This window comes from Nocardioides sp. NPDC006273 (assembly GCF_040613495.1).
GTDB lineage: Bacteria > Actinomycetota > Actinomycetes > Propionibacteriales > Nocardioidaceae > Nocardioides.
The window spans coordinates 11,515-38,306 of sequence record NZ_JBEXSD010000036.1; the positions used below are offsets into that span (position 1 = coordinate 11,515).

Sequence of the window (26,792 nt, forward strand, 5' to 3'; positions counted from 1 at the left end):
ATCACACCGCCGTTCCCCTGAATCGGGTATGTATTGGACCCAGAGGCCCCATCCGCGCAAGCTGCGTGGTGCAGACTCCGACATCCGTTGGCCACACAGTCCCAGGAAGGCGTCCGTCTTTGACTGTCTCGCCCGGCCCGTCCCGAATCCTGCTCCTCGGCATCTCCACGGTCGCTACGGCGATCGCGCTGGGTTCGACCTACGCGCTGACCTCAGATCCCGCCCCGGAGAGCGCGCCGCGTGCGGAGAGGAACTACGGCGAACTGCCGCCCGACAACTTCGGCGGACCGGTGACGTCGTCGCCGTCGGCACCGGCCTCGGCCTCTCCATCGGCCTCCTCCACACGCATCCCCAGCCCGACCGCGAACCCGTCCGCTAGGCCGACGAAGAAGCAGCGACCTTCGGACTCGGCCGAGCCGCCCAGCTCCGGCGACCGCCCGGGGTCACCCGAGCAGGAGCCGGTGGAGGCCGACCCGCTGGCGTCGCCGCCGCCAGGCAACCCAGGACAGCAGGGCCCGGAGCCGGATCGCACCGGCGTACCTCCGAAGAAGAAGCTGCGCGTCCACCGTGGCGACTTGGTCATCCGGACCGCGGGGAAGGTGGTCGACGGGCTGGAGGTGCACGGCCGGGTGAGCGTCGAGGCGCCGAACGTGACGATCCGCAACACCAAGGTGATCGTGCCGACCGGCTCCGAGACCGCGGGGATCTCCAACAACAACGACAGCGGTCGCGGGATGCTGGTGCGCAACGTCGAGGTGCGGGCCGCGAGCGCCGCTCCCGGCGTCAACGGCGTGGTCGGCCATGACTTCACGCTGGAGAGCTCCGAGATCCACCACGTCACCGACCAGGTCCACATCACCGGCAGCAACGTGACGGTGCGCGACAACTGGTTTCACGACAACTACCACTTCGAGAGCGACCCCTACCAGGACGGCGGCGCCTCCCACGACGACTCGATCCAGATCATCGGCGGCGGCAACATCACGATCGCGGGCAACCGGTTCACCGGCGCCTACAACGCCGGTGTGCAGATCACCCAGAGCATCCGCGACGTCGACGGGGTCACGATCCGTGACAACCTTCTCGGCGGAGGCGGCTGCACCGTCAACATCGCCGAGAAGGGCCGAGGCCCGGTCGACGGACTGGTGATCCGCGACAACCGCTTCCTCAGCGACCAGCGCATCGACGGCTGCGCGATCATCCGCCCCTCCTCGACGAAGGTCAGCCACTCCGGAAACGTCTGGGACGACACCGGGCGTCCGGTCACCCTCAGCCGCGGCTGATCTTCTGGGACAGCGCGCCCCGCACCGTCACCACCAGCGACATCACGTCGCGGCGTACCGGAGGGACGATCAGCAGAAGCGCGTACGCCGCGGCCCCGGCCACCGCGCAGACCGGCACCGTGACCGCGGGGTGCTGTCCGTGGAGCGCCTGAGCGGTGGCGTACGCCGCGGCGGCGACCGCCCCGGCGACCAGCAGGATCCGGGCGGCACCGAGGTAGAGCGGGCCCACTCGGAGCTGGGTGCGGCGGGAGATCCACCACAGCGACAGCGGCCACTCCAGCAGGTGGGCGGTCGCGTAGCCGACCGCGACGCCGGTGATCCCGTACTGCACCCCGATGACCACGCAGACGACCTTCAGGGCCGAGGCGACCAGGGTGTAGTGGCGCAGCTCCGTGGTCAGCCCGTGGGCGAGATAGACCCAGTAGCCGACGTAGGCCAGTGTCTGGAAGAGGCCGGCGCAGGCGAGCAGGGCGACGATGGCGGCGACGTCCCAGCCTGGGCCGAGCATGAGCGCGCAGATCGGAGCCGCAGCGCCGGCAACCAGCCCGAGCCCGGCACCGAGGCTGTAGCCGAGCGCGACCTGGCCGCGCTGCACGAAGCGCTGGGTCAGCGCGGGGTTGTCGCGGATTCGGCTCAGCACCGGCAGTGCCACCGTCGTGGTGGGGCCGCGCAGCTGGCCGAGTGGGGTCATCAGCAGCTGCCAGGCGCGGTTGTAGGTGCCGAGCTGTTCGGCTCCGAGGCGGGTGCCGATGAGCACCGAGTCGATGTTGCTGGCGGCATAGTTGATCAGCTGGGTGCCCGCCAGCGACCAGCCGAAACGCAGGAAGCCGCCCATCTCGACGCCGCGCCGTGGGCGGCCGGGAAGCCAGCCAGCGAAAGCGCCGGTGATCGCCAGCGCGACGGCGCTCTGGACGAGCTGCTGAACGGCCAGCGCCCAGTAGCCGGCGCCGTTGGCCGCCGCGCACGCCGCGACCGCAAGAGCCAGCAACGGCGCCGCGACCCCGGCGACGGCGAGCCGCGTGAAGCGCATCCGACGGGTCAGGTCGGCGCGATACTGCGCGGCCATGCCGTTGAGCACGAACATCCCAGCCATCGCCACGGTCAGCATGGTGAGCGCCGGCTCTCCGTAGAGCGCGGCGATCAGCGGCGCGGCGGCGATCGCCAGGAGCGCCAGGGCTAGGCCCAGGCCTGAGTTGAGCCACCACAGGTTCGTCTGCTGCTCTCGGCTGAGCTCCTTGGCCTGGATCGCGGCCGTCGAGAGCCCGAGGTCACGGAAGATCTCCGCGACCGCGACGACCGCCAGCACCATCGCGACCAGGCCGTAGTCGCGCGGGCCGAGCATCCGGGACAGCACCACGACCGAGGCGATCTGGACCAGGATGCGTACGCCCTGGCCGCCGAGCACCACCATCCCTCCTCGAGCAGCGCTCCTACCCAGGCTCAATCGAGGACCTCGGCAGCGATCTCGTCCTGATAGCGCTGGACGCCGAAGCGCTCCTCGGCGTCCTTGCGCCCGGCGGTGGCGAGCCCGGCCGCCAGGGCGGGGTCCGCAGCGAGCCGCTGGATCGCCTCGGCCAGGTCCCCGGCGTCACCAGGGATGACCAGCAGCCCGGTCTCGCCGTCGCGCACGATCTCGGCCAGCCCCTGCACTCGGCTCGCGACCAACGGCCGCTCGGCGAGCAGCGCCTCGACCGCGACGTTGCCGAAGGGCTCGACGCGGGAGGGCACCAGCACCACGTCGGCCTGCTCGAGCTCGCCGGCCGGCTCGGTGACGTAGCCCAGGAACTCGACGCTACCGGCCAGGTCGGCCTCGGCAGCGCGGTCGCGGAGCTCCTGCTCGAACCACTCGTAGCCCGCGAACACCGAACCGCACACGCGCAGCCGCGCATCGATCCCTTGTCGGCGCACCTCGGCGAGCGCTTCGAGGGCCACGTCGGTCCCCTTGCGCGGCGAGAGCCGCCCGACCAGCACCAGTCGCAGCGGTCCGTCGGGGGTCCGGGCGCGGGCTGCGGCGGCGGACTCCGGCCCGGGAACGCCGTTGTAGACGACAGTCGTACGCCGCTCCAGCACCGGCAGCGTGCGCACGAGCACGTCGCGCGAGGCCCGCGAGTTGGCCACCACGCGGGTGGCCAGAACGAGCGGAGCGGTCAGGGCGAGGCGTACGGGCTTGGGCTGGTCGTCCTCGGCCTCGTGCACGTGGCAGACCACGGGAACGCGCGCGGCGCGAGCGACGAGGATCCACCACGGGATCGTCACGGTGTTGACCAGCATCCGGCTCGGCCGGGCCCGGCGCCACAGCCGCGCCGCTCGCACCCAGAAGACCATCAGCGCCGCGGCCAGCCGGACGAGGCCGGCAGGGCTGAGGTAGGCCTTGCGCAGCACCGGGAACGCCATCACCTCGACGCTCGCGCCGGCGGCCTCGAGCAGCGGGAGGAGCGGTCCGTGCTCGGGTACGACGACGGTGACCCGCTGCCCGGCCTGGTGCAGCCCACGCACCGTCTCGACCAGCTGAAGATCGGAGCCGTAGACGTCCGGCGACGGGTGGGCGACCAACAAACGCATGATGGGGCCACGGTATGACACCGCACGGGCCCGGGCCGAAAGTCCCAGCGAAGTCCTCCCCAGATCTGGGGATCGGGCGACCCGGGCATCCTCGGGGCGATCGCGGCTCGACTAGGGTCCCGGTGTCCTCCCCTACGTATGAGCGAAGCAGGCAACGAGCATGGCCGCGACCGGCGCCCAACGCGCCCCAGGCGGGTTCCGCACACATCTGGAGGCGCTGGGGCGGGCGCAGAAGCCGTCGCTCAACACCGCGGCCTACTCGCGGCTCGTCAACCGGCCCGCCGGCCGGGTCGTCGCCGCGGCCGCGCACACGCTCGGCCTGAGGCCCAACCAGGTCACTGCGCTGAGTGCGACGCTCTCGGCCGCCGGCCTGCTGGTGCTCGCGCTGGTCGAGCCGCGCTGGTGGACCGGGATCGTGGTCGCGGTGCTGCTGGCAGCGGGCTACGTTCTCGACTCCTCCGACGGTCAGCTCGCCCGGCTGCGTGGCGGCGGGACGCGGTCGGGTGAGTGGCTCGACCACACCATCGACTGCTTCAAGACCGCCAGCCTCCACCTGGCGGTGCTGGTGTCCTGGCACCGCTTCGGCCCGGCCACCGACGGCTGGCTGTTGGTGCCGCTGGGCTTCGAGGTGGTCGCCGTGGTGACGTACTTCGGGCTGATCCTGATGCCGACGCTGCGCCCGTCCTCCACCGTGTCCCCCGTGGCAGTCCAGGAGAACCCGCTCCGCAAGTGGGCGCTGCTGCCGATGGACTACGGAGCACAGTGCTGGATGTTCGTGCTGCTCGGCTTCGGAGCGGTCTTCCAGTGGACCTACGCCCTGGTGTTCGTCTGCAACGCCGCCGCGCTGGTCGTCGCGCTGCGCAAGTGGTGGCGCGAGCTGCGCGCGCTGGACGGGCCGTCATGAGCAACCTCTCCCGGCTTGCCGTGGTAGTGGTCAGCTATGGCGATCCAGCGCTGCTGGAGCACCACACGACCCAGGTGGCCACCGCCCTCGCGCCCGCACGGATCGTCGTGGTCGACAACCACTCGACCGATGCCAATCGGGCCGCGGTCCGGAACCTCTGCGAGCGTAAGGGCTGGACCGGAGTCTTTCCGGGCACCAACACCGGCTTCGGCGCCGGCTGCAACCTGGGCGCCGCGGCCGCGCTGGCCGAGGGCGCCGAGGTCCTGCTCTTCCTCAACCCGGACGCCACGATCGATACCGAGTCGGCCGTACGCCTCGTCGCCGCCGTGGACGCCGAGCCGCTCCTGCTCGCCGGGCCGACGGTGCTCGGCTCTGACGGCGAGGTCGCCTCCGCGGGTCTCGATCTCGACCTCGAAACCGGGACGATGCGCCCTTGGCGGCGGCGAGCCCAGCACTCCAGATCACAGCGCCCCGAGGCCGAGACGCTGCCGTGGATCACCGGCGCCTGTTTCGCGGTCACGCGCGAGCTGTGGGAGCGGGTCGGCGGCTTCGACGAGCGCTACTTTCTCTACTGGGAGGACGTCGACCTCTGTGCCCGGGTCCAAGCACTCGGCGGCCGGGTCGCGGTCATCGACGGGGCCACGGCGACCCACTCCGGCGGCGGCACCCAGCGCGCAGAGGGATCCCGCGCCAAGTCGCCCGCCTACTACTACTTCAACATCCGCAACCGGGCCCTCTTCGCCCGGACCTGGCTCAGCCAGGAGCGGCAGCAGGCCTGGCGACGCGGGGCGGTCGGGGCGGCGTACGAGATCTTGATGCGTGGCGGGCGCCGGCAGCTCCTGCACCCGGTGCGTCCGGTCTCCGCGGCCGTGCGGGGGCTGCGCGACGGGCGCCGCGACCGGCCGGTCCGGGTCCTGGAGTCGGCCCGGGAGCTGCGCGCGACGACCAACCCCTACATCGTCCAGCTCGTCCAGACCCTGGGTCGCCGCGATGACACCGAGGTCCTCCTGTTCGGCTTCGCGCGGGCCATCGCGGGCCGCTACGACGTCTTCCACGTGCACTGGCCCGAGCTGCTGATGTCGGCGCGCACACCTCTGCGCCGCCTGGCCCGCCGCCTGCTCACGACCGCGTTCGTCGCCCGGCTGACGCTGACCCGGACCCCGGTCGTACGCACCTGGCACAACCTCCTCCGCCCCGACGGCCTGAGCCGCTGGGATCACCGGCTCCTGGACTCCCTCGAGCGTCGCACCAGGCACGTCATCCGGCTCACCGACCAGACCGCTCCCCCGCTCGACGTACCGACCTCGACGATCGTCCATGCCCACTATCGCGACTGGTTCGCGCCGATGATCGAGGTCTCGACAAGCTCGGCCACCGGATCGACCACCAGCCACCCGAGACGAGTGCTCTACTTCGGCCTGATCAAGCCCTACAAGGGTGTCGAACTGCTCCTGGAGGCGGTCGCCGACAGCCCCGAGGCCGACCTGGAGGTACGCCTGATCGGCTCCCCCACCGACCCTGCTCTCGCCGACCAGGTCCGAGCCGCGGTCGCCGCCGACGCCCGGGTGAGCGCCGAGCTGAGCTACGCCGACGATGCCACCCTGGCCGCCGAGATCGCCCAGGCGGCGCTGGTGGTGCTGCCCTACCGGGCGATGCACAACTCGGGCGCGCTGCTGCTCGCGCTCTCCCTCGACACCCCGGTCCTGGCGCCCGACAACGAGGTCAACCGCCGTCTGGCCGATGAGGTCGGTGCGGGCTGGCTCCACCTCTTCGAAGGCACCCTCACCATCGAGGACCTGGAGCGTGCGTTGAAGTCCGTCGCCACCGACCCACCGTCCGGTCGACCCGATCTCTCGGCGCGGGAGTGGCCCGAGTCGGCCGCGCTGCATGCCGCCGCGTTCCGGGCGGCACTGCGGCCCTGAAGCGTTCCGGCTAACATCTCAGGCATGTCGAGTCCCAAAGCAGACAGGTCAGGGGCTGCCGGTCACACCGCCAGCCCCGTGAACCACTGAGCATTCCGCCCGCGATCTGAGCGGGCGTGTTCGACATGCTCCGGGCCGCCGGCCGTGGTGACCAGAAGACCATCTTCTGACCACTCACCTCGGAGTACTCGATGCCTTTCGCCCTCTACATGCTTGCCCTGGCGGTCTTCGTCATGGGCACCTCGGAGTTCATGCTCGCGGGCCTGCTGCCCGCGATCGCCACCGATCTCGACGTCACCGTCGGCACCGCGGGCCTTCTGACCTCCGCGTTCGCCGTAGGAATGGTCCTCGGCGCGCCGCTGATGGCTGCCTTCGCCCGCCGCTGGCCCCCGCGTACGGCGCTGCTGGTCTGCCTGCTCCTGTTCGCCGCCTGCCATGTGATCGCCGCGGTCACGCCCGTCTTCCCCGTCCTTCTCACCGCCCGCGTACTCAGTGCCCTAGCCAACGCGGGCTTCCTCGCCGTGGCACTGGCCACGGCAACCACCCTCGTGCCCGAGGACAGGAAGGGGCGCGCCCTGGCCATCCTGCTGTCCGGCACGACCATCGCCACGGTCGCCGGCGTTCCCGCAGGGGCACTGCTCGGCACCGCGGCCGGCTGGCGCACCACGTTCTGGGCCATCTCGCTGCTGTGCGTGCCCGCCGCGATCGGAATCCTGCGCGGCGTCGCGGACTCCCAGGCCCGGGCTGATGTCAGCACCGGTTCACCGAGGCTCCGCGCCGAGCTGGCCCAGCTACGCTCCCACCGCCTCCTGCTCGCGATGGCCCTCGCCGCACTGGTCAACGGCGGCACCTTCGCAGCCTTCACTTTTCTGGCACCGGTGGTGACCGAGACAGCAGGACTGGGAGAAGCCTGGGTCTCCTTGGTGCTGGTGATGTTCGGCCTCGGATCCTTCCTCGGTGTCACCGTCGCAGGACGCCTGTCGGACAACAGGCCGGGGCTGGTCCTCGCCGTCGGTGGCCCGCTGCTGCTGACAGGCTGGATCGCGCTCGCCCTGGCCGCGTCCGACCCCGTCCTTCTCGTCGTCCTGGTTCTGGTGCAGGGAATGCTGTCGTTCGGCGTCGGCAGCACCCTGATCGCCCAGGTGCTCTACGCCGCGTCCGGCGCCCCGACGATGGGCGGTTCCTACGCGACCGCTGCGCTCAACATCGGAGCCGCAGCCGGCCCCGTCCTCGGCGCACTCGGCCTCGCCACCGGAGCAGGCAACCTCGCCGCGGTATGGGTCGCGGCCGGCCTCACCGCCCTGACTCTCATGGTCATGCTCCTGTCGAAGTTTCACCGCAGGGCGGTCAGTGTGGAGACACTCGGCTGAGCGACCCGTACGCTCGCGCCTCAGCCATACCCAGGTCAGGGGGTAGGGGCTCGCAGCGGACGACCCGGTGGGTGTGCGTCGCCCAGGGCACGCCGGATCGCCTGCACCTAGTGAGGCAACTACACGACCCGAGATCTGTCCGGCACGCGAGCACCGGACTTCATGCCCTGCTGTCATGCCCGTTCGACCGTTCTCGACGGGCATCAGCTCGGGATCTACGCCCAAGGTCGGTCGAACCGGCTCGAGCGCGCGACTGTGCGCCCTCGACTGGGAGATGGCGGTGCTGTAGGTGGGCTCAGTGGCCGTGATCCTGCGCGTCAGGGGCGGCGGGTGAACCGGATGGTGCCGTCGGGCAACCGTTCGTGCGTGTAGCCGGGAGCGTGGGCGAGGCGGTGATGGTGTGGACAGAGCAGGACCCCGTCCTTCAGATTCGTCTTGCCGCCTGCTGCCCAGGGTTCTAGATGGTGGGCGTCGCACCATTCCGGGGGCATGTCACAGCCTTCGGCTTGGCAGCACTTCTGCTGGAGCCGGAGTGCTTTGCGTTGGATCGGCACGAAGAATCTGCTGGCCCGGCCCATGTCGAGGACTTCGCTGTCCCCGCCGAGGACCCAGGGGATGATGGTGGCGTTGCACGCCATCTTGCGGGCTTCGGCTGCGGTGATGGTGGTGCCGTTGGTCTCGTCGAACCCCAAGATCGCGGTGCCGAGCTCTTTGCGGAGCTCCTCGAGGGAGATGACTACGTTGATCACGGTGGCGTCCCCGCCGTGGCGGGGCAGGGCGGTCGGGTCGGTGGTCTCGATCAGGCGGGCGAAGCCCTGGCCCATCAGCCGTTCCCACGGCGGGAGCGGGGCACCCTTCTCGACGAGTCGCTGTTTGCGGGGTTGGGCCCAGGCCTCGACCTGCTTCTTGAACCGCATCCCGATCGATGTCGGGAGGACCCCGTCGAACCCGACGGTCCCATCGCCGTTGTCCCACACACGCAGCGCGGTCTTCTGCTGGGCGCGTTCTTCTTCGGCGAGGAGGGCTTTGGCTTCGGCTTCTTCGAACCGGTCGGGGTCAATCTTGGTCAGGACCCGTTTGCCGGCGGTCTGGAGTTCGTTGGCCGTGGCGAGGTCGGCGTAGTCGACCAGCAGTTTCTCGGCCAGGACCAGGTCCTCGCTCGTGGCGACGGGGTCAGCCTCGACCTTGTCGAGGGCTTTGGTGATCACGGTGGCCTTCGCCTCGGAGAGGACACCGGTCGCGAGGCCGGCAGAGACCAGCTCGTACTTCGCCACCGCATGGGCGAGCTTGATCTGCGTCCGCGCGGTGCCTTTGTCGACCAGCAGCTCGGCGCGCATCCAGGCGGAGGCGTCCTTGTCGCCGGTCTCGGCGGCGATGTCACCGGAGACAGCGAGGACCCGCAGCGTCAACGCGGCCTGTTGAGCTTGGAGCTTCTGCACCCGGGCCAGGTAGTCCTTCTTCTGGCTGGTGCGCCAGTAGGTCGGGTCCATCGCGAGGAGCTGTTCGAGGGAGGTTTCGATGGCACCAAGAGCAGATTCGAGAAGGTCGGTGGGGCCGGTGCCCCAGTGGTCGATGCTCATGGCTGTCACCTCCCTTCAATGCGTGTCGTAGTACCTCCGATTCTACCTCTTCCACACCTCCTTTGATACCTATCTGCCCAGGTCAAACACACTTTTCGCGATGAGCGAACGGCGGCGAACCTGTGGATGATAAGTGGCCCGAAGGGCCACCCCTTCCACCCCACGCGCGTCACCGTTTCGAAGCAAGATCCACGCTGCGCCACACCCGGGCCGCCGCCCCGATAGCCAGCCATGTTTTTCTCGAGATGGTCCGGTGTCCAGGACCGCGATAGCGGCCGGCGTAGCCGGCGGCCGAAGGCCGTCATCTCGACAAGCTCGATACATCGCCTTGACGCCGGTCCATGTCGAGAACATCCTCGAAGTCGGGTCGGCGGCCCAGACCGGCCTTCGGGTGGGACGTTCCCGGCAGGGAACCGTGTTGGTCTCGACACGCCTTCGCCTAGCGGCTCCGGCGGCTCGACCAGCGGGGCGACCGTGTTGGTCTCGACACGCCTTCGCCTAGCGGCTCCGGCGGCTCGACCAGCGAGGCAGGGGTCTCGACCACCGCCGAACTCGGTCCTTTACTAACCTGACAGCGTGCCCCTGCCCCCAGACTCATCCCCGACACACCCACCGGTCTGGATCGCGGTCGCGTCGTTCGTGAGCAGCTTCGACAGATTCGTGGTCAGCCCGATCCTGGTCCTGGTCGCGACGGCATTCGGCGTCTCCGTAGGACAGGCGGTGGCGATCGCCAGCGGCTACTACCTCGCGTACGGCCTGTGCCAGCCGTTGTGGGGCGCCCTGTCCGACAGGTTCGGCCGGGTCCGGCTGATGCAGTGGGCGCTCGTCGGGGCGGGGATCGCCGGCCTGGTCTCGGCGGCGGCGCCGAACCTGGTGACCCTGGTCGCGGTGCGGGTCGTGGCGGGGGCGTTCTTCGGGGCGATCGTGCCGACCTCGCTGACGTACGTCGGTGACACCGTCTCCGACACCCACCGACAGCGCGCCCTCTCGGACCTGATGGCCGCGATGGCGGTCGGCACGGCGCTGGCGGCAGCCGCGGCGGGGATCACCGGTCAGCTGCTGGGATGGCGGGTCGTGTTCGCGGTGCCGGCGGTCGTGGCCCTGGTCAGCGCCTGGGGGCTGCGCTCGCTCGCCGAGCCACCGCGAACCACCGACGGCGGAGTGGGCGCCGCGTTCCGAGCCGCGCTGAGCAACCGCTGGGTGGTCGTGGTCGGGCTGCTCGTCTTCGTCGAGGGCGGCCTCGTCCTCGGTGTCCTCACCCTCCTCGCGCCCGCCCTGCAGGCCCAGGGCATCGACGCCGCGCGAGCGGGGCTGGCGGCCGCTGCGTACGGCATCGCGGTCCTGCTCTCCTCGCAGATCCTCAAGGCGCTCACCCGGCGGATCCCCCGCTGGGCGCTGATGGCGATCGGCGGCCTCGCACTGACCCTCGGGTACGCCGTGGCGGCGATGAGCGTCTCGGTGCCCACGATCATCGGCGTCGTCGTGATGCTGGGGATCACCTGGGCCTTCCTGCACACCTCGCTGCAGACGTGGGCGACCTCGATCGTCCCCGAGGCGCGCGGCACCGTCGTGGCCTGCTTCGCCGCCTCGCTCTTCATCGGGAGCTCGATCGCCGCCGTCATCGCCGGGCCGGCCGCCGATCACAACCAGTGGCACACCCTGTTCACCGTGTGCGCCGTGACCGCGGCGGTCCTCACCGTCGCCGCCGTCCTCGCGTACCGGGCCTACACGGCCCGCGAGCCCGCTCCTCGGGCCGAGGAGGTCACGACCGACATCTAGCGTGAGTCAGCGCAGGTGGGCGCGGATGAGCGACTCGTACTTGTCGGTGATCCGGCTCCAGGTGAACTCGGCGGCGTGCCGCGCGTGGGCGTGGCCGGACAGCGATGCTGCCAGCTCGCGGTCGGACAGGAGCTGCTCCAGCGCGGAGACGATGCCGGCCTCGTCGGAGAAGTAGAGGGCGGCGTCGTCGGCCACCCAACGGTTGTAGCGGTTGTCGTGGGCGATCACCGGGTTGCCGCAGCCGAGCGCCTCGACCAGCGACGGGTTGGTGCCGCCGACCTGGTGCCCGTGGACGTAGGCCACCGAGTGGAAGCGCAGGGCCGAGACGATGTCGGTGTCGTAGATCGCGCCGAGGAAGACGACCTCGTCGCCGGCCGCCTCGAGGACGGCGCGCTGGTAGTCGTCGGTGGGGTCGTAGTCGCCCAGGACCGCCAGCTGCCGGCCCCAGCGGCGGCTGGAGAAGGCGCGGACGATCTCGAGGATGTTGTTCTCCGGCACGGGACGGGCGATCACGGTGAGATAGGAGCCCGGCTCCAGGCCGCGGTCGAACACCGCCCACTCCGGGGCGTCGACGACGCGAGGGGCGCCGTAGGCGATCGTGGTGATCTTGTCTGCGGGCACCCGGGTCGCCAGATGGCGGGCGATCTCGGGATGGTCGGCGATCAGGTGGTCACCCAGCCAGCACGCAGCCCGCTCCTGGGTCCACAGGAACGCCTTCTCCGGGCCCGACCAGCGGGCCCGCTTCCACTCGATGCCGTCCATGTTGACGATGTTGGGGACGCGGCGGGAGCGGAGCACGGCGTTGAGCGCACCGGTGTTGTAGCCGAACGTCACGCACACGCTGCCGTCTCGCGCGGCCTCGCGAGCCGCGTGTCGCACCGCGCCGACATCGAACTCGATCGTCCCGCGCGGGCCGTCGTGGGGGGCCGGCACGTGGACACGCTCGATGCCCTTCCAGGAGTCGACATGCAGCTCGGCGGAGGGTTCGTCGTCCTGGCAGTAGACGACGACCCGCCAGCCGCGGTCGACCAGGTCCAGTCCGATGTTCTCCACCGCGGTCTCGAAGCCGCCGTGGGCAGCCGGGACACCACGGGTCCCGAGCATCCGCACAATTGGGGTCACGTGGGGTTGACTCCTAGTTGGGCTAGGAGCCGACGGCCCCTATTTTCAGCACAAAGAGCCATCCAAAGGGATCCGCAGGGGCGGCGGGCGTGGAACGAGGGGCTTATACCCCAAATGGGTTACGTGACGGCAGGTCCCCGAGCCAGCACGAACTGGCGGAGCGCGTCCGGGTCGTCGAGATCGACGTACTCGAACCCCTCGACCGCCACCGCGACGTCCGCGTCCGCGCACATCGAGTCGTAGACCTGCACGTACGCCGCCGACTGTGGGGCCCAGTCGAGCACCTTCGCGGCGCGTTCCCGTGCCCGCAGGGCCAGCTCGACGCGGAGCTCGGGGTCGTCGAGCAGCGACTCGACGGCGTCGGTGAACGCGGCCACGTCCCCGGAGGGGACGAAGAGTGCGGCATCCTCGGCGGAGACCCTGGTCTCGACCAGGTCGAAGGAGACCGACGGCAAGGCGTAGGCCATGTACTCCATCGTCTTGTTCATCGTCGACACGTCGTTGAGCGGCGTCTTCAGGTCGGGACACAGGCCGACGGTCGCTGCGCTGAGGTGCTGGGCGATCAGCGCGGGCCCGGCCCGGCCGGTGAAGGTGACCACGTCATCGAGGCGCAGCTCGGTGCAGCGGCGCTCGAGCTCCTCGAGACAGTCACCGAAGCCCATCAGCACAGCGTCGACATCGCTGCGGCCGCGCCGGTGAACGAGCTCCGCCATGACCTCCAGCACCGTGTCGACGCCGTCCTGGGGCCCCATGATCCCGAGATAGACCAGAGTGTGCCGGGCACCGGCGGTGTTCTCGGACGCAGGGGCATGAGGCCGCATCGGGCGCATCGGGCGCATCACCGACGTATCCGGTCCGCTGCGGACCACGGTCACGTCCCGGGGGTCCATCCCGCCTCGGGTGATCGCGACCTTTCGGTAGGACTCGTTGGTCGAGATGACCCGGTCGGCGGTGGCGTACGTCTGCTTCTCGAGCCAGCGCAGCGCGGCCAGCTGGGCGCGGCCGGACAGGGACGTCGGCGAGCCGAACCGGGAGAGGAAGAGCTCGGGGTTGAGATCGTGCTGGTCGAAGACGAACCGGACGCCGCGCCGCTTCCAGATGCGGGCCAGCAGCCAGTAGGTGTCGGGTGGGTTGCACGCCTGCATCACGCTGAACGGGCGGTCCTGCCAGACCCTGTTGGCCAGCAGTGCGGTGCGGATCCAGCAGTAGACGAACTCGAGCAGGTAGCCGAGCACACCGCTGGCCTGCGGCGCGGGCCGGTACTTGTAGATGCGTACGCCGCCGAGCTGCTGTCGTCCCGGGTCGCCGGGGCCCTTCGGGCAGATCACACTGACCTCGTAGCCGCGCGCGACCAGCGCCTGGCACTCCAGCCAGACACGTCGGTCCAGCGGCACGGGAAGGTTCTGGACGATGATCAGCACGTGCGTCCTTGCGACGCCATGTCTCTGCTGGGCTGCGTTGACCATGGGAGAAGCGTTGTGGAGCGCGGAGACCCCCTCCCCAGGGGCACCCGGCATATCCCCGAATCCGGGGATCGTGAACGGTGGCACGGGTGCCGGGGCACCCTGCGGCTCCTAGCGTCGCCTGCTGTGAACCCGTTGGCCGAGCGCATCCGATCCGTACGCAGCCGACCCCTCTCGGAGGCCGTGATCGCGGACCGGCGCACGTCGGTTGACGCGGCCGGGCTGACCGACGCGGCCGAGGAGCTGCGGCTGGCCCTCGTCAGAGCCACCGGGACCCGGCGTCCGTTGGTCGCGGTGTCGCTGCCGCTGGGCACCGACGCGGTCGTCGCGCTCATGGCCGCGATCCTCGGTGACCTCTCCGTCTGCTTCGTGGACCCGTCGGCCTCCGAGGAGCGCCGCCGGTCCCTCCTCCAGGCGCTGCATCCCGACGTCGTGCTCGACCGGTCGGGGATCCGGACGATCGCCTCATCGTCGACGCCTGCTCAGGACGCACTGGAGGCCGGGTACGTCGCGATGTCCTCCGGCTCCACCGGCGGTGGCCCGAAGGGGGTGCTGTCGCCCTGGGCCGCGATCGACGCCTTCGTCCCGCACGGCGCGGCCGCGCTCGACCTCGACGCCTCCTCGGTGTGGGCCGAGGTCTCCCATCTCTCCTACGACCTGGCGATGACCAACCTGCTGGTCGCCCTGGCCGCCGGCTCTTCTCTCCACGTTTCGGGGTCGCTGGGCGACCGGCTGCGGCCGCTCGGTTTCTGCGCCCGCGTCGGGGCGACGCACGTACGCCTGGCTCCTCGGTTCATCGACCTCGCGGCCAATGAGCGCGGCAGTGCCTCCCCGCGAACCCTGCGGGTGTGGGGATCCGGTGGCGACCGGCTCTCCGCCGCCGACGCCCAGCGCGTCTTCGACCTCGGGGTCGCGACCGTCGTCAACACCTACGGCACCAGCGAGACGATCGGGTTCGCCAGCGCCGCCCGCTTCGAGGCCGGCGACGACCTGCCGACGGTCCGCGGCGCCCTCGGGATCGGGCACGGGTCGGTCGGTGGGTGGCGTACGTCGCTGGCCCCCGACGGGACCGGCGAGATGCTGACCATCGAGTCACCTCATCTGCCCGGCGGCTACCTCTTCGGCACCCCGAACGGAGACTTTCCACGCTGGGACGGCCCGGCGCGGGTGCTCACCGGCGACCTCGGCGCCCGGCGCGGCGAGGAGCTCTTCTGCCTCGGTCGAGCGGGCCGCCGGGTCAAACGCAGCGCGAGCTTCGTCGACCTGGACGCCCTCGACGCCGAGGTGAAGGACGCCTTCGGTCTGGCCACCTTCACCGCCGCCACTCCTGAGGGCGCGCTGGTCAGCCTCGTCGAAGGCGCCGGCAACGACCTCGACGACCTCCGCCGCCGGCTGCCTACGGTCCTTCGTCCCGACTCGGTCCCCGAGGTGCTCGTCCCCGTCGCCCAGCTTCCTCGCACCGGAAACGGCAAGATCGACCAGGCGGCAGCTCAGCTCCTCGCCGAGGGCGGGATGTTCACCGAGTTACCTCGGTGAACAGTCACTTCCTTCGCGGAACTCGGCGAAGGAAGTGGTGCCAGACCGAGTCACCTCGGTGAGCGTCACGCCACCTGCCCACCCACGTACGCGGCCAGCGACCCGACGGACTCGAAGACCTCGGCGTTGATGTCGTCCTCGTCCATCTCGAAGCCGAAGCGGTCCTCGAGGACGGTGATCAGCTCGACGAGGGCGAGCGAGTCGAGCTCGGGCAGGGAGCCGAACAGGAGCGTGGCCGCGGTCAGGGTGCCGGCGCTGTGGTCCGGCCCGATCACCTCCGTGATCGCCTCACCGACCCGGCCCAGGGTGGCTTCGGTGGTGTCGATGGTCATGGGGACTCCTTCGGGTTCAACGGGTCAGAGGGCTCAGACGAGCACTTCGAGCGGCGCCGGGTGGCTGAGGAAGGCGGTGGGGCTGGCGGTGAGGCCGTACGCCCCGGCCTGGTGGATCACGACCAGGTCGCCCACCTCGGTGCGAGGCAGGCTCACCTTGTCGCCGAGCAGGTCCAGCGGCGTACACAGGCAGCCGACGACCTGCACGGTCTCCACTGCGGCCTCCCCCTCACCGGCACCGGCACCTGTACCGGCCGCGACGACCGAGATCGGGTAGTTGCGGCGGATGACCTGGCCGAAGTTGCCCGAGGCGGCGAGCTGGTGGTGCATCCCGCCGTCGACGACGAGGAAGGTCTTGCCGCGAGAGATCTTGCGGTCGACGACTCGGGTCACATAGACACCGGCCTCGCCGACCAGGTAGCGGCCGAGCTCGATGACGACCTGCGCGGACGGCAGCGATGGACGTACGCGGGTGGCCAGGAGCTCCTCGAGGCGCGCTCCGACCATCGGGAGATCGAGAGGCTCATCCTGGGTGTAATAGGGGATGCCGAAGCCGCCACCGATGTTGAGATAGGTCATCGCCGCAGGCAGGTCATCGGAGAGCCGCAGGACGAGGTCGACCGTGCGTTCCTGCGCCGAAGCCAGGATCTCCGCGTGCAGGTTCTGGGAGCCGGAGAAGACGTGGAATCCGGCCACCTCGACGTCGCGGTCGTGCAGCGTCTTGAGCAGCATCGGCACCGTCTCGGCGTCGACCCCGAACTGCTGGGCACCACCGCCCATCCGCATCCCGGAGCCCTTGACCTCGAAGTCCGGGTTGACCCGAACGGCCACTCTCGGCCGAAGACCGAGCCGCTCGGCGGCCTGGACGAGGCGATCCGCTTCCAGCGGAGACTCGATCTCGACCAGCACTCCGGCCGCCACGGCCTGGGACAGCTCGGCGACCGACTTCCCCGGCCCAGCGAAGCTCACCGCCCCCGGAGCGGTCCCGGTGTCGAGGGCCACCCGCATCTCGGCCCCCGAGGCGACGTCGAGCGCATCGACGGCCCGGGCCAGGTGCTGCACCACGGCCGGCATCGGGTTCGCCTTGACCGCATAGCTCAGCTGCACGTCATCAGGAAGTGCCGACCGCAGCGCGGCCACCCGAGCGTCGATCGCGGCCCGGTCGTAGGCGAAGAACGGCGTCGATCCGACCCGCTCGGCAAGCATCCGGACCGGGACGTCCCCCACGTGGTCTCGACGAGCTCGGCCTGCGGTTTCAGGCGTCATCTCACCACTCCAGACATGTCAGCTCGCTGTACAGGTAGTCGACCCGAGCCGGGTCGAGGGCGTCGCTGCGCAGCATCTTCGGCCGCGGCCGCGACAGCCGGCGGGACCCGGCAGGGGCACCGCCGGCGACCCGGTGCTCGACCAGGGTCGCCGCGGCGCCGTCCTGCCTCAGCAGGTGCGACGCCAGCCGCGGCGCGTACCGCCGGAGCAGCTCCGGGTGGCTCGCATAGAGGACCGAGGCGAAGGCGCGTACGCCCTTGCGGGTGTCCTTGCGGGCCACGACATAGCAGTGCTCGGAGCCCGTGCTCAGCACGACGTGCCGGGCCGCTGCGGCGGCTCGGTGGTCGGCGTAGAGGTCTCGCTCCGGCCCCTGCAGGACCGAGTCCAGCACGTCGGGACGGCTGCTCACCCGTACCCCGCGCCCCGGCAGCGCCATCGCGGGAACCAGCGAGGTGGTCGTGTCCAGGTCGGTGAACTTGAGCTTGCGGTTGAGCGCGACGACGTTGCCCGAGGGAGAGAAGTCGGTGAACTCGTAGCCGGGCTGCTTGAGCAGCGTGGTGAGCAGTCGCAGCCCCTGGTGCCGGTGGCTGTCGAGCACGCACCAGGCGCCCAGGTTGCAGATCCGGAGCCGCTCGCCGCCGACCTCCCGCTCGGAGTAGTAGGCGAGGTACGCCCCGACCACGCGATCATCCGCGGTGAGGAAGAACCCGTGGTTGGGCTGCGGTACGTCCCACGGCACCCGCAGCGCCTGGGACCACTCCAGCGCCCGCACCCGCGGGTTCAGCTGCTCGTGCAGGAAGGTCGAGACGGCAGGGAGGTCCTCGGCCGTGATCGGAGCGAGCACCGCCTTCATGCGGCCGCCACCCACTCGGGACCGCGCGGCGCGCTCATCCGGCGACGGCTCACCAGCGTGCGTACGGCACGTCGCGAGGTCTGCTTCCCGAGCAGCGCGCGGCTGCACTCCCGGGCCAGGACCATCAGCCAGTAGGCAGCGCCCTGGACCCGCCCGCGGCGGGCGGTGAAGAGGCGCACCCGGTTGGCGACCAGCAGCGTCCACAGCCCAGGTGAGGTGGTCGACTCGCCACCGAGGTGCACAGCGCGGGCGCCGGGCGCGAACCGCACCCGGAACCCCCGGTCGCGGGCGCGGAGATGGAACTCGGTCTCCTCGGAGTAGAGGAAGTAGGACTCGTCCCAGGGCCCGCACGCGCGCCAGCACTCGGCACTGATCAGCTGCGTGGACCCTTCTGCCCAGTCGGTGTCCTGATCGCGCTCGTACTCGGCCGGATCGGCCACGATCTCCCCCGCCCAGCGGAAGCGACCGGCGCGGTTGGCGCCCACGACCGCGTCGGCGAAGGCCCGCAGCAGGCTCGGCGCGCCACGCATCGACGCGATCAGCCGGCCCTCGGCGTCGACCAGCCGGGGAACGGCGACGCCGACTCCGGGCAGACCGTCGCGGGGCAGAGCCAGCTCGCGGGCGAGTGCCGCGCCGCAGCCCGGCTCGAGGCGTACGTCCGGATTGAGCACGAGCACCGCGTCGAGCTCAGGGGCCGCGGCCAGGGCGGCCGTGACACCCGCGTTGATCCCGACGGCGTAGCCGCCGTTGCGCCCCGTCTCGACGACGGTCGCCTCGGGCGCGAGCCGGCGCGTGGTCTCCGCGGAGCCGTCGGCCGAGGCGTTGTCGGCGATCACCAGCCGCCACTCGAGACCGGCGAGCCCCTCCTGCAGGGAACCGAGGAGGTCGGCCAGCAGATGAGCACTGTTGTAGGTCACCACCACGACGGCGATGCGGATGGGAGGCTCGAACACGTCACCGAGTCTCGGCGGCGCCCACCCCCTACGGAGCCACCTCCCGACCGCAGATCCCCCGTATGGGGTAGGCCCCCTCAGCGCGCGGCCGGACCCGGCTCCCGGATACCTAGCGTTGAGGCATGCCCGCCCACGTGACCAACATCTGCTTCCACGGCATCGGCGAGCCCGGACGCGCGCTGGAACCGGGCGAGGACCGCTACTGGATCAGCCGCGACGCCTACGAGGACATCCTCGACGCGGTCGTCGGCCGACCCGAGGTGCGGATCAGCTTCGACGACGGCAACCGCTCCGACGTCGAGATCGGGCTGCCGGGTCTGCTCGAGCGTGACCTGAGCGCGACGTTCTTCGTCCTGGCCGGGCGGCTCGAGCTGTCGGGAAGCCTCGACCGTCTCGACATCCGACTTCTCCGGGTGGCGGGTATGCGGATCGGCACCCACGGCATGGACCACGTCAGCTGGCGCGGCCTCGACCCTGCCGGCGTACGTCGCGAGCTGGTCCAGGCCCGGGAGCTGATCACGATGGCCGCCGGGGAGGCAGTCGACGAGGCGGCACTCCCGCTCGGCCGCTACGACCGCACCACACTGAGGCACTTGCGCCGCCTGGGCTACCGGCACGTGCACACCAGCGACCGCGCCCACGCGGTGGCCGGTGCCTGGCTGCAGCCGAGGTTCAGCGTCACCGTGGACGACGACGGCGACAGCGTACGCAGCCAGATCCTGAGCGGGCAGGGCATCGCCAGGCGGGTGGAGCGCCAGGCGGCGGGCCTGGTCAAGAGGCTGCGCTGACCCGCGCCGTCTCTGGAAGTAACCAGTTTGAAGGATGCCCCCGACCCACGCGGTCGGGCAGTGTCGAGAAGACAGTGCCGAGAATGCTGGCCATCGAGACGGGTGCGAACACATGCCAATCAAGCCAGGACGGCGCCGGCGGATCGCGATCGTGGGCGGGCTGGCCCTGCTGCTGGCCGCCATGAGCTGGCTCCTGTGGCCAGACCCGACCCCGGTGAGCACCATCGGCTCCGACTCGCTGCCGACGGTCCCGCCGCCTGCGAGCGTGACGATGTCCGAGACGCCCTCGCCCTCCCCGAGCCCGACGACACCGTCGGCCTCGCCGAACTCGTCGGCACCGCCGACCCCGACGCCTGCACCGTCGGCCACCCCGGAGCGTACGAAGTCCCCGACGAGGGCTGCGCCTCCGGCCAAGGGGTTCCCCACCCGAGAGTCGGCGGGGCTGCCCGCCGGATGGAAGCCGAAGCGCACCGTGACCGGGGACTTCTGGGTCCGGCACCGCGGCGCGGTCGTGGAGGACCTGCGGATCACCAACGGCGTCATCTACGTCACCGCACCCGGCGTGACCCTGCGCCGCATCGAGGCGATCGCATCGTCGGTGGTCAACGACTACAACGACCAGTGCAGCAAGGGGCTGCTGATCGAGGACTCCGACTTCGTCCGGAGCAGCGCTCCGACGACGGAGGAGGCCTGGCCTGCGGTCTCAGCGGGCGGCTACACGGTGCGCAACGTCGTCATCGACGGCGTCCCCGAAGGGCTGCGCGCCTCCAACAAGGAGCGCTGTGGCGGCATCGGGATCCACGACTCCTTCATCCGGGTCACCTCGCCGGACGTGTGCAGCGACTGGCACGGGGACGGCCTGCAGGGCTACGGCGGCGGCCAGGTCAAGGTTCGCCGCACGGTGATGATCCTGGAGGTGAAGAACGAGTGCCACGGCACCGCCCCGTTCTTCAACCCCGCAGACCAGGGCAACGACTCGGTCGACATCGACGGCCTGGTCGTGGCCGGTGGCGGCTACCCGTTCCGCAACGGCATGCCCGGGCCGGTCCGCGGCCTCTTCGTCGTCGACCAGAGCTGGGTCTACGGCCCCGTCGACGTCGACTGCTCGGTGGCCACCGACTGGAGCGCCGCCGTGGTGACCATGGACTCAGCGGGCCAGCCCGTCCCGATCCGCGACCTGCCCTGCGAATGAGGGATCGACGGGCGACGGTCTCTCAGGTGACGCCTTTGCAGATGGTGACAGTGCGGTCAGCCGGGTGACCGCGCTCCCGAGGCCGAGGATCAGGAAGATGGTGCCCATCGTCATCGGGAAGGCGAAGGCGTCGAAGAATGCCAGGCCGGCGAAACCCGCGGCCGCGGCACCGATGAGCGCGACGACGAGGTCGCGTGTCTTCGGGTCCTCGCAGGCGCGATAGACCCTGGCGAGCTGGATGAAGGTAGCGATGGCGAAGGCGGCGAAGAGGAGCACGCCGACGATCCCGATGCTCACCATCATCTGCAGATACTGGTTGTCGAAGATGCGGTACTTCGGCAGGAACGTCCCCAGCCCCCGGCCGAAGAGCGGGTTGCGGTCGACGAAGAACCAGGCCACCCCGTAGCTGTCGGTGCGCGAGGTGACGCTCGGGTCCTCCTCGGCGCCGACGAACATGCCGGTCACCGAGTCGATGATCCGGGGCGCGGCCAGGAACACCAGCGCCAGACCACCGACCCCGAGGCCCAGCACCATCCCCCGCTGCCGGCGCGACCAGCCGATCATGCAGACCGCCACCGCGATGGCGGCGCCGAGGTAGGCCGATCGGCTGGAGGAGGCCGCGATGATCATGCAGATCAGGCCGACGGGGGCCCAGCGTACGAGCGGGTTGAGGTTGCGGTGGTGGAAGCCGACGTGGAGCGCGACCGGCAGCAGCATGCCCATCAAGGTGCCGTACTCGATCGGGCTCAGGGCCGTCCCCGCCGGACGTACGAGGCCGTTGCGCATCGCCAGCTCGACCGTCGTCATCGGGGACAGCGCGGGGATCGAGATCCGGTCCACGAAGACCTGACGAGCGAAGAACTGGGCCAGGCCGAGGACCGCGAGGAAGCTGCCGCCGACGACCAGCCGCCACACCAGCACATGCACCCGGGACATGCTCGAGATGGCGTCTCCGGCGAGCATCATCGTGCCGGCCCAGGACACCATCGCGAGGATGGCGACGTCGGCCGGGCTCACCTCGTCGCGGCTGATCGGGCGCGACATCGCGATGACATAGGTGACCCCGACGCTGAACAGGAACAGCGCCAGCATCAACCGCATCGGCTGGCGGGGCTGGTCGACCGGGAGCGGCCTGCCCACACGCAGCAGCAGCCAGATCGCGAAGCTGCCCAGCCCCATCAGCATCGAGACCGAGCCGGCGCTGCCCAACGGGCGGAAGACCAGCCAGGACGGGATCACGAAGACGGCGAACGTATAGAGGCTCAGCCACGTCACCGCGTCGACTCCACGGGGTACGGCCATCTTTCCTGCCTCAGCCGCGCAGGCGCTGGACGACGCGGTCGTCCGGCTGGCGCTGCTCGTCGGTCTGGTCGGTGACGCGTCGGGCCATCGCCTCGGCGGTCCGCTCCTCCCGGGCCAGACGCCGGCGCAGGATGATGCCGTCGATCGCATAGATCAGCACAGCGGTCATCGCCAGGCCCATCCCGACGGCCAGGATCAGCGCACGCATCGGTCCGCTGCTGTCGACGGCTGCCGTCTCGTCGAGTGCGAGCGGTCGGGAGCGCAACCGGGCATTGCCTTTCGCGTTGACCTCGTCCTGGAGCCGGGCGAGCGTCTCGGGGATGGAGCCGGCGACGAAGTCGAGCGCCTCGATGGCGCTGGCCTCGGTGTCCGCGCTGACGTCGATGGCGATCACCGGTCCGCGCGTCGACTCCTCCATCGAGACCGTGACGGCGGCCCCCGGGGTGACCTCCGCGATCGCCTCCTGGGCCGGGGCACTGGTGTAGTAGGCGACCACGACCCGGGCCGGCAGGTCGAGCCCACCGAGTCCGAGGAACGGGTTGCCGCCGGGGCCGACCGCGTTCTTCGAGGGAAGCATCAGGACCAGGCCTCGGGCGGTGTAGGACGGCGCCACGAAGGCCGATGCGCTCCAGCCGAGAACCCCGGTGAGCAGGATCCCGACGACCGCGAGGTACCAGCGTCGCCGGATCGCACCGACGAACTCCGATAGCACCATGCCTGTCCCCTATGTCCGCAGCCGTTCCTGTGTCGTCGCGCCGACGTCCGAACCCGCGACCGACGCTGCCGAACGTACCCATCTCGGATTCGGTCGGCCCGGCCCTGCCGGGGCCCTACCCGATTTGGGCGATGACCCCGGTGACCTGCGTGGACGCCGCCCCCGCGGACCTAGCGTTCGGAACATGGCGTTGTGGGACCTGCTGCGGGCGATGGTCCGGCGCTGGCCGATCGTGGTGGTCGGAGCGATCCTCACCTTCGCCGCCGCCCACTACGCCAGCCAGGACCGAAGCGTCTACTGGACGCGCACCGACCTGCTCGTCCTGGCCCCGAAGAACGCCCAGTACCCGAACGCTCTACGGGCGACCTCCGAGGATCTCGTGATCACCGCCGGGGTGGTCGGCAAGCTCGTCGCCGGCACTCGGCAGGTGCCGAAGTTCACCGCCACCGACGCCGGGCTGATCGGGATGGGCGTACGCGACGGTTGGACCGTCCGGCTGCCCGACACCGGCGGCCAGTGGGCGCCCAACTACGTCGACCAGTGGCTGATCATCGAGGTCGTGGGCCCCGATCCCGAGACCGTCCGCACCCGCAAGGAGCAGCTGGTCGAGGCGATGGGGGTCGCGCTCGCCCGGGTGCAGGACGAGTACCAGGTCGACCGAGCCTTCCGGATGACCACCAAGGAGGCGCCCGGCTCGACGGTCATCTACCCCGTCGGCGGGAGCTCACGACGGGCGTTCGCCGTCACCGGCCTGCTCGGCGCCGCGGCCACCCTCTACCTGATCGTACGCATCGACCCGATCCTGTTGCGGCGCCGCGAGCGTCGCGCCGAGACGCTGCCGGAGACCGACCTTGGCTGAGCCCCGCCCACACACCGCCCTGGCCTGGAGCATCGCGAACACCGCGGTGACCAAGCTCGGCACGATGGTCGTCGGCATCCTCGTCGCACGGCTGCTCGGCCCGGAGAGCTACGGGACGTACGCCGTCGCCTTCCTCGCCCTGATGGCGGTGCTGAGCTTCAACGAGCTCGGCGTGAGCCTCGCGGTGGTGCGCTGGAAGGAGGACCCGCGGGAGATCGCGCCGACGGTGACCACGATCTCGGTCGGCACGAGCCTGCTCATCGCCGCGGCGATGGTCGTCGGGGCCGGGCCGTACGCGCGCGCGATGGGCGAGCCGGACGCGGCCGTGCTGGTGGCGCTCTTCGCCGTCCCGGTCGTGCTCAGCGGGATCACCGCGACGCCGGCGGCGCTGCTGCAGCGGAACCTGATGCAGGGCAAGCGGATGCTCATCGACCAGACGGCCACGTTCGTCACCGTCCCGGTCATGCTCGGGCTCGCCCTGGCCGGCGCCGGTCCGTACGCCCTGGTCGTCGGCCACATGCTCGGCGTCGCCGTGACCACCGTGATGTTCCTGCGGATGTCGCCGCTGCCTTGGCGGCTGGGACTCTCCCGGCCGCATGCGGTCGCGCTGCTCCGCTTCGGCGCGCCGCTGGCGGTGACCAGCATCCTGGTCTTCGCGGTGGGTTTCGCCGACCAGATCGTCCTCGGCAGCATGCTGGGCGCGACCGCGCTGGGGCTCTACGTCGTCGCCTTCAACCTCTCCAGCTGGCCGGTGACGATGCTGTCGCGGCCGTTGCGGCAGGTCACGCCCGTGATCTTCGCTCGGCTGCAGCGCGACCCGGGCGCAATGCGGCACGCCTTCACCCGGCTCTCGGCGCTGGTGCTGACCGTGACGGTCCCGGGCTGCGTGGCGCTGGCCGCGCTGGCACCCGAGGTGATCCGGCTGGTCTACGGAGAGGTCTGGCAGGCGGCAGCGGCGCCTCTGGCCTGGCTCGGCGCGCTGGCTGTGCTGCGGATCTCCTTCGAGCTCGCCTACGACTTCCTCGTCATCGTCGGCTCGACGCGCAGCCTGATGACGATCCAAATCGTCTGGCTGATCGCCCTGTTGCCGGCGTTGCTGGCAGGCGTGGCATGGTCCGGGGTGGGCGGGGTCGGGATGGCCGCCTTCGTGGTCGGGCTCGTCGTCATCCTGCCGCTGCACCTCTTCTACCTCGCGCGGGCCGGGGTGGGGATCGGTGGCCTCGCGACCGGTGCCGCGCTGCCTGCGCTCGGCGCGCTCGCCGTGTGGGGCACCGCTGCCGGGCTGCGCGCGGTGCAGCCGTCGATCTGGGTGACCTGCGCGGTCACCGGCCTGGTGCTCGCCGCCGTCTGGGCCGTGCTGCTGCGCCGCCGTCGCGAGGACATCAGCTGGTTCCGCTCCGGCGCCGGCTCCCCCACCCCCACCGAGCCCCCCATGCCCCGGAGCGAGGACATCCATGTCTGACCGTCTCGACGCCAACCAGTTGGCCCTGGAGCAGATGTACGCCGCGGCCGCAGCCGCCGGGAGACGGCGCCCACGGCGCGCGGCCGCCCTGGCGCAGGCCGCTGCCGAGTTCGCCTGGGGCAACCACACCGGCTGGTTCGCGTACGAACCGCTCGAGCTGCTGCTCGCCGAGCTGGGCCGCTCGCTCCCTGCTGTGCCGGTGCCGGCCCGCCCGCTGCGTACGCTGCACGTGGTCACGCAGATGTACCAGAGCGGCGGGCACACCCAGATCATCGCCGGCTGGACCGACCAGCTCGGCGAGCGCTCCCACGAGATCGTCGCCACCCGCCAGATGACCTCGCCGGTGCCGGCCAAGATCACGTCCCGTCTCGGGGACCGCGTCGGTCTGACCATGCTCGACACGGCGCCCGGGAGCCTGCTCCACCGCGCCGCCCGGCTGCGTGCGCTCGCCTCGACCGCCGACCTGGTCGTCTCCCACTGCCACCCCTTCGACGTGGTCCCCGCGCTCGCCTTCGCCGACCGCCGGGGTCTGCCGCCTGTGGTCTACATCGACAACACCGACCACGTCTTCTGGGTCGGCGTGCGGGCCTATGACCGGGTCGTGCACCTGCGTCGCAGCGGCCAAGAGCTCGCTCTGCACCGCCGCGGCCTGCCGATGGGAAGGTCGGTCGTGCGCAACCGGCCGCTCGCTGTCAAGGGCCGGACGAGGCGCCGGGAGACCGCGAAGCCGCAATGGGGAGTGGACGCCGCCGACGTCCTGGTCGTCACCGCGGCGGACCCCAGCAAGTTCCAGGGCGGCGACACCTACCTGGCCGCGGTCGAGGCCGCGGTGGTCGCCGAGCCGCGGCTGCAGTGGCGGGTCGCCGGCCCGGACCCGGAGTCGGAGCCGTGGGCCGGGTTGGCGCGGCGTACATCCGGGCGGATCCGGGCCGTCGGCATGCTCCCCGACGTGGCCCCGCTCCACCACGCCGCCGACGTCTATCTCGACTCGTTCCCGTTCGCCGGGCTCACCTCGCTGCTCGAGTCCGGTGGTCTGGCCAACCCGGTGGTCACCTACCGCGGTCACCGGCCCGAGTGTGCGGTGTGGGGCTCCGACTCCCCCGGGATCGACCACCTGATGCTGCGCCCGAGCTCCTCCGACCAGCTTCGCGACACCCTCCTCGACCTGGTCCGTCGACCGCGTGAACGGGTCTCGCGCGGCACCGCGATCGCCCAGGCGATCCTCGCGTGCCACACCGGTCCCGGCTGGGTCGAGGCCGCCGAGTCGCTCTACCAGGTGCCGCAGCGGCTCCAGGACGACCTGCTCGCGCCCGTACGCGGCCGTGGCCACCTCGACCTGCTCACCGTCTCCGTCCAGGCGACCAACCCCTTCAGCCGCTCCGGCGCCGACATCACCGCCGGGCTCCTCGGCGCCATGCCGCTCACCGACCGGATCACGATGTGGCGCCAGACCCGCCGCGGCGGCGCCGGCCGCGTCCGCGACCTCGCCCCCGAGTGGGCCGCTGCGGCGCTTCGGGGGCGGCTGCGCCGCCGGGCGGCGTGATACCCG

General features: G+C 70.8%; 22 protein-coding genes. 11 read left to right on the forward strand and 11 right to left on the reverse strand.

Features of this window, described 5'->3' with window-relative positions; translation table 11 throughout:
- Nucleotides 1-119 precede the first annotated feature (119 nt).
- On the forward strand, nt 120-1,283 hold the full coding sequence (locus tag ABZZ22_RS16395; RefSeq protein ID WP_354933164.1) for a right-handed parallel beta-helix repeat-containing protein: 1,164 nt from the start codon (nt 120-122) through the stop codon (nt 1,281-1,283).
- Here ABZZ22_RS16395 and ABZZ22_RS16400 read toward each other — a convergent pair.
- Together ABZZ22_RS16400 and ABZZ22_RS16405 are read right to left on the reverse strand one after the other, a co-directional pair.
- A complete protein-coding gene (locus ABZZ22_RS16400) occupies nt 1,270-2,694 on the reverse strand; it encodes a lipopolysaccharide biosynthesis protein (RefSeq protein ID WP_354933166.1) in 1,425 nt (474 codons plus the stop codon). The genes ABZZ22_RS16395 and ABZZ22_RS16400 overlap by 14 nt on opposite strands.
- A gap of 29 nt (nt 2,695-2,723) precedes the next feature.
- Nucleotides 2,724-3,845 (reverse strand): glycosyltransferase family 4 protein, encoded by a 1,122-nt coding sequence (locus tag ABZZ22_RS16405; RefSeq protein WP_354933168.1) that lies wholly within the window; start codon nt 3,843-3,845, stop codon nt 2,724-2,726.
- Between the two features lie 160 nt (nt 3,846-4,005).
- On the opposite strand from ABZZ22_RS16405, the gene ABZZ22_RS16410 reads away from it, so the two are divergent.
- The 3 genes from ABZZ22_RS16410 (at nt 4,006) to ABZZ22_RS16420 (ending at nt 8,041) form a co-directional block, all read left to right on the forward strand.
- Nucleotides 4,006-4,749: a CDP-alcohol phosphatidyltransferase family protein gene (locus ABZZ22_RS16410; protein ID WP_354933170.1), complete on the forward strand. Its 744-nt coding sequence runs from the start codon at nt 4,006-4,008 to the stop codon at nt 4,747-4,749.
- Complete coding sequence (locus ABZZ22_RS16415) at nt 4,746-6,671, forward strand: glycosyltransferase (RefSeq protein ID WP_354933172.1); 1,926 nt, start codon at nt 4,746-4,748, stop codon at nt 6,669-6,671. Before ABZZ22_RS16410 ends, ABZZ22_RS16415 begins: the two co-directional genes overlap by 4 nt.
- 191 nt (nt 6,672-6,862) lie before the next feature.
- Nucleotides 6,863-8,041 carry a Cmx/CmrA family chloramphenicol efflux MFS transporter gene (locus tag ABZZ22_RS16420; RefSeq protein WP_354933174.1) on the forward strand — a complete coding sequence of 393 codons (1,179 nt, stop codon included), beginning with the start codon at nt 6,863-6,865 and terminating at the stop codon, nt 8,039-8,041.
- A 317-nt stretch (nt 8,042-8,358) separates the two neighbouring features.
- Here the strand turns inward: ABZZ22_RS16420 and ABZZ22_RS16425 are convergent, their stop codons facing one another.
- Nucleotides 8,359-9,621: an HNH endonuclease signature motif containing protein gene (locus tag ABZZ22_RS16425; protein ID WP_354933176.1), complete on the reverse strand. Its 1,263-nt coding sequence runs from the start codon at nt 9,619-9,621 to the stop codon at nt 8,359-8,361.
- Nucleotides 9,622-10,197: 576 nt separating this feature from the next.
- Here ABZZ22_RS16425 and ABZZ22_RS16430 point away from each other — a divergent pair.
- Nucleotides 10,198-11,400, forward strand: coding sequence for an MFS transporter (locus ABZZ22_RS16430; protein ID WP_354933178.1), 1,203 nt, complete (start codon nt 10,198-10,200; stop codon nt 11,398-11,400).
- Nucleotides 11,401-11,406: 6 nt separating this feature from the next.
- On the opposite strand, the gene ABZZ22_RS16435 is transcribed toward ABZZ22_RS16430, so the two are convergent.
- Together ABZZ22_RS16435 and ABZZ22_RS16440 are read right to left on the reverse strand one after the other, a co-directional pair.
- Nucleotides 11,407-12,522: a DUF1972 domain-containing protein gene (locus ABZZ22_RS16435; RefSeq protein ID WP_354933180.1), complete on the reverse strand. Its 1,116-nt coding sequence runs from the start codon at nt 12,520-12,522 to the stop codon at nt 11,407-11,409.
- A gap of 119 nt (nt 12,523-12,641) precedes the next feature.
- Nucleotides 12,642-13,943: a glycosyltransferase family 4 protein gene (locus ABZZ22_RS16440; protein WP_354933182.1), complete on the reverse strand. Its 1,302-nt coding sequence runs from the start codon at nt 13,941-13,943 to the stop codon at nt 12,642-12,644.
- Nucleotides 13,944-14,111: 168 nt separating this feature from the next.
- Here ABZZ22_RS16440 and ABZZ22_RS16445 point away from each other — a divergent pair, with 168 nt between their 5' ends.
- Nucleotides 14,112-15,521 (forward strand): AMP-binding protein, encoded by a 1,410-nt coding sequence (locus tag ABZZ22_RS16445; protein WP_354933184.1) that lies wholly within the window; start codon nt 14,112-14,114, stop codon nt 15,519-15,521.
- A 65-nt stretch (nt 15,522-15,586) separates the two neighbouring features.
- On the opposite strand, the gene ABZZ22_RS16450 is transcribed toward ABZZ22_RS16445, so the two are convergent.
- Genes ABZZ22_RS16450 through ABZZ22_RS16465 form a run of 4 tightly spaced genes read right to left on the reverse strand, consistent with a single transcriptional unit; the run spans nt 15,587 to nt 18,925 of the window.
- Nucleotides 15,587-15,853: a phosphopantetheine-binding protein gene (locus tag ABZZ22_RS16450; RefSeq protein WP_354933186.1), complete on the reverse strand. Its 267-nt coding sequence runs from the start codon at nt 15,851-15,853 to the stop codon at nt 15,587-15,589.
- A gap of 33 nt (nt 15,854-15,886) precedes the next feature.
- Nucleotides 15,887-17,119 (reverse strand): pyridoxal-dependent decarboxylase, exosortase A system-associated, encoded by a 1,233-nt coding sequence (locus tag ABZZ22_RS16455; RefSeq protein ID WP_354933188.1) that lies wholly within the window; start codon nt 17,117-17,119, stop codon nt 15,887-15,889.
- A 1-nt stretch (nt 17,120) separates the two neighbouring features.
- A complete protein-coding gene (locus ABZZ22_RS16460; RefSeq protein ID WP_354933190.1) occupies nt 17,121-17,972 on the reverse strand; it encodes a hypothetical protein in 852 nt (283 codons plus the stop codon).
- Nucleotides 17,969-18,925, reverse strand: coding sequence for a glycosyltransferase family 2 protein (locus ABZZ22_RS16465; RefSeq protein WP_354933192.1), 957 nt, complete (start codon nt 18,923-18,925; stop codon nt 17,969-17,971). The genes ABZZ22_RS16460 and ABZZ22_RS16465 overlap by 4 nt, the downstream gene beginning before the upstream one ends.
- A gap of 122 nt (nt 18,926-19,047) precedes the next feature.
- Here ABZZ22_RS16465 and ABZZ22_RS16470 point away from each other — a divergent pair, with 122 nt between their 5' ends.
- On the forward strand, nt 19,048-19,713 hold the full coding sequence (locus ABZZ22_RS16470; protein WP_354933194.1) for a polysaccharide deacetylase family protein: 666 nt from the start codon (nt 19,048-19,050) through the stop codon (nt 19,711-19,713).
- Between the two features lie 112 nt (nt 19,714-19,825).
- The gene (locus ABZZ22_RS16475) at nt 19,826-20,905 is read left to right on the forward strand and encodes a hypothetical protein (protein ID WP_354933196.1); all 1,080 of its coding nucleotides are present in this window, start codon (nt 19,826-19,828) and stop codon (nt 20,903-20,905) included.
- Here ABZZ22_RS16475 and ABZZ22_RS16480 read toward each other — a convergent pair.
- Both ABZZ22_RS16480 and ABZZ22_RS16485 read right to left on the reverse strand, forming a co-directional pair.
- Nucleotides 20,861-22,207 (reverse strand): O-antigen ligase family protein, encoded by a 1,347-nt coding sequence (locus tag ABZZ22_RS16480; RefSeq protein ID WP_354933198.1) that lies wholly within the window; start codon nt 22,205-22,207, stop codon nt 20,861-20,863. The genes ABZZ22_RS16475 and ABZZ22_RS16480 overlap by 45 nt on opposite strands.
- 10 nt (nt 22,208-22,217) lie before the next feature.
- The gene (locus ABZZ22_RS16485) at nt 22,218-22,922 is read right to left on the reverse strand and encodes a hypothetical protein (RefSeq protein ID WP_354933200.1); all 705 of its coding nucleotides are present in this window, start codon (nt 22,920-22,922) and stop codon (nt 22,218-22,220) included.
- Between the two features lie 184 nt (nt 22,923-23,106).
- Between ABZZ22_RS16485 and ABZZ22_RS16490 the strand changes: the two genes are divergently transcribed.
- From ABZZ22_RS16490 to ABZZ22_RS16500, 3 genes are read left to right on the forward strand one after another with little or no spacing between them, the layout of a single operon-like run.
- Nucleotides 23,107-23,781, forward strand: coding sequence for a hypothetical protein (locus ABZZ22_RS16490; protein WP_354933202.1), 675 nt, complete (start codon nt 23,107-23,109; stop codon nt 23,779-23,781).
- Nucleotides 23,774-25,243, forward strand: coding sequence for an oligosaccharide flippase family protein (locus tag ABZZ22_RS16495; protein WP_354933204.1), 1,470 nt, complete (start codon nt 23,774-23,776; stop codon nt 25,241-25,243). The genes ABZZ22_RS16490 and ABZZ22_RS16495 overlap by 8 nt, the downstream gene beginning before the upstream one ends.
- The gene (locus tag ABZZ22_RS16500) at nt 25,236-26,786 is read left to right on the forward strand and encodes a hypothetical protein (RefSeq protein WP_354933206.1); all 1,551 of its coding nucleotides are present in this window, start codon (nt 25,236-25,238) and stop codon (nt 26,784-26,786) included. The genes ABZZ22_RS16495 and ABZZ22_RS16500 overlap by 8 nt, the downstream gene beginning before the upstream one ends.
- The last annotated feature ends 6 nt before the right edge of the window (nt 26,787-26,792 follow it).